Annotated in this window: 2 protein-coding genes and 1 pseudogene; 1 reads left to right on the top strand and 2 read right to left on the bottom strand. The window is 73.8% G+C overall.

All coding sequences use genetic code 11. The annotated features are described in order from the left end of the window. The coding region (locus tag ABZ281_RS44180; protein WP_356663891.1) for an HAD family phosphatase at positions 1 to 675 on the bottom strand (675 nt) is incomplete at its 3' end. 19 nt (positions 676 to 694) lie between these two features. Beyond that, complete coding sequence (locus tag ABZ281_RS44175) at positions 695 to 1171, bottom strand: Lrp/AsnC family transcriptional regulator (protein ID WP_031111300.1); 477 nt, start codon at positions 1169 to 1171, stop codon at positions 695 to 697. 198 nt (positions 1172 to 1369) lie between these two features. Between ABZ281_RS44175 and ABZ281_RS44170 the strand changes: the two are divergent. Beyond that, a pseudogene (locus tag ABZ281_RS44170) lies at positions 1370 to 2860 on the top strand (FUSC family protein). Positions 2861 to 3034 lie beyond the last annotated feature (174 nt).

Here is a 3034-nt window from a genome sequence, read left to right as displayed (position 1 = left end):
CACGAGCCAGTCGGACGCGGACCGAGCCGAGAACTCCCCCTGGCCGCCCGGCAGGAGCAGCCCCGCGGTGGCGAACTCCGGTGCGTCCGCCTGCGCCGGGAGGTACGGGATCGCGATGCACCGCATGCCGGCCGCGTGCGCGGCGGCGGCCCCCGGGGCCGCGTCCTCCAGTACGACGCAGTCGGACGGGTCCGCGCCGAGCCTGCGCGCCGCCTCCAGGAAGACGTCCGGAGCCGGTTTGCCGTGCGCGACCTCGTCGGCGGAGACCACGGTGTGCAGGTGCGCGTCCAGTCCGGTTCCGGTCAGGACCGCGGCGATGGCCTTCGGGGAGGAGCCCGAGGCCACGGCCATGGGGACGCCCTCGGCCGCCAGCAGTTCGACGAACGAGCGCATCTCCGGGTAGGCGCGCGTGGCGCCGCGGGCCAGCTCCAGGTAGCGGCGGTTCTTGGCGGCGAGCAATTCGTCCACCGAGGCGGGCAGGCCGTAGCGGTCCTTCCAGTCCGTGACCGTCTCCTGCGTGCTGATGCCGACGTATCGCTCGTGGTCCGCCCAGGAGAAGTCCAGGACGCCGTACGCGGCCAGGGTCTGCCGGCCCGCCTCGTAGTAGGTCGGCTCGCTGTCCACGAGAGTTCCGTCGAGATCGAAGATGACCGATATTCCATGGAGCGCGCTCATGGGGTCATGCTCTCAAAGATCATCCGCGGGCCGACCGTCCGATCGACTCCACCAGCGGCAGCATCCGGTGCGAGACGCGCTCGCGCAGGGCGACCTCCGTACGGGTGCGCACCACCCCGGGCATGCTGATCAGCTTCTGGACGACGTCCTCCAGGTGTGCGTTGTCCCGCGCCACCACCCGGGCCAGCAGATCCCCGCCCCCCGTGATCGAGAACGCCTCCACGATCTCCGGCACCGCCGCCAGCGCGTCACCCACCTCGTCGAGATGTCCCTGGGTGACCTCGATGTGCACGAACGCCAGGACCGGATGCCCGAGCGCGGCGGGGGAGAGGGCCGGGGCCGTGCCGGTGATCACGCCGTCGCGCTCCAGCCGGTCGAGCCGGGCCTGAAGGGTGCCCCGGGCGACGCCGAGGATCCGGGCGTACTCGCGCACACTCGTCCGCGGCTGCTCCAGCAGCAAACGCAGGATGCGGGTGTCGAGCTCGTCCACGGGCATGACGCGTCCTCCTCGTCCGTTGGCTCTGCCACGGCCGTCCCCCGGCCCCGTCGGCTGCACCAATGGCACAGTCTAGAAGGAGCCGGTTGAGCCAGTGGCCTCCGGGATGCTGATATGGGTACGTCGATGGCGCTGCGGACCCCGCGGCGCCTTTTGCATGCGTACTCATGACCAATGTTGCGAGAGGGGCGGTAAGCGGTGCTGAAGAGGGTGTTCATGGCCCCGGATCCGGGGCGGACGAGGTTGCGGTTCGGCGCGCGGGCCGTGCTCGGCATCGCGCTCGCGGTCGCCCTGTGCGGCCTTACCGGGCATTCCCTCGCGGGTGCCGTCACCGGTGGTCTCGCCGCCCTGCTCGCCCTGTTCACCGTCACCGACGCCACGGTCCGAGGCCAGGCGGTCACGACCGCGCTGCTGCCCGCCGTCGGCCTGCCCGTGCTCACCGCCGCGGCCGAGCTGCACGACCACCCGGTGGCCCGCGACCTCACCTTCCTCGTCGTGGTCGCCGCGGGCGTGTACGCGCGCCGCTGGGGACCGCGCGGGCACAGCCTCGGCGTGTTCGCGTTCATGACCTTCTTCGTGGCGCAGTTCCTGCACGCCACCACCGACCAGCTGCCCCAGCTGTACGTCGCGGTCCTGCTGTCCGTCCTCGCCGCCGCCGCGGTGCGCTTCGGCCTGTGGTGCTACGAGCGCCGCCTGCCGCCGCCCGCCGTGCCCGCACAGCCGGGCGGCACCGGCCTGGCCCGGGTGACCACCCGGCAGGCGATCCAGGCCACCGCCGGGGCGGGCTTCGCCCTCGTCGTGGGCCAGCTGGTGTCCGGGCAGCGCTGGTACTGGGCCGTCGGCGCCACCTGGTGGATCTTCGTCAACACGACCTCGCGCGGCGAGACCCTGGTCCGCGGCTTCCGACGGCTGCTCGGCACGGTCATCGGCATCGCCCTCGGCCTGCTCGTGGCGGTACCCGTGCACGGCGACCCCGCCGTCACGGCCGCCCTCGCCGCCGTCTGCGTCTTCGGCATCTTCTACACGGCCGCCGTGTCCTACACCTGGATGATGCTCTGGGTCACCCTCCTCGCCGGCCTGCTCTACGGCCTCCTCGGCGTGCTCGGCCCAGGCCTGCTCGCCCTGCGGCTTGCCGAGACCGGCGTCGGGGCGCTCGGCGCCGCCTTGGCCGTGATCCTCGTTCTGCCCGTCACCACCCACAGCATCACCGACGCCTGGATCCGGCGGGCCCTGGGCTGCGTGCACGCCTGCGCCGTCGAGACCGCCAGGCGCCTGGCGGGTGCGGCGGGCGCCGACCCCGCCCCGCGGGTGGCGGAGCTGGAGCAGCTCCTCGCCCGGGTACGGCTCTCGGTCGCCCCGCTCGTGCACCCGCTGAACCCGATGCTCGGCCGCAAACGGCGGGCCCGGCACGTACTCGCCCTGCTCGACGACTGCGCCCGGGAGGTCCGCGGCCTGGTCGCCGTCGCCGCCGACCCGGAGGCCTCCCACGACGCCCGTCTGGCCGTGGCCTGAGGGAGGGTGGAGGCCGCCGTCGAGGCCCTCACCGAGGGCAGGGACATCGCGGTCCACGCGGACGGGCCGCCCCACGCGGAACCGGCCCTGGCCCATCTGCACGGCCTGGAACGAGCCCTGTCCGAACTGGCCCGCCCGCTGCGCACACCGTCGGGCTCGCCCCTGGTGGGCGCCTGAGCGAAACCCTCCGCGAAGCCCGGGATCGGGCAGTGGCGGTGCCGGTCCGGCCGACCGAGTCCGTCGGACCGGCATGCGGCGGCCGGACCGGGGCGGGAGGTGGAGCGGCCCTGGCCCGTGCCGACTCGCCCTCTGCGGGGGTTGGCGGGCGTCTGGCGGGGCACCCGCGTGGCC

It is taken from the genome of Streptomyces sp. NPDC006265, assembly GCF_040613555.1.
Taxonomy (GTDB): Bacteria; Actinomycetota; Actinomycetes; order Streptomycetales; family Streptomycetaceae; genus Streptomyces.
The sequence above is the reverse complement of the archived record's forward strand: the minus strand, read 5'-3'. Positions and strand labels throughout refer to the sequence as shown.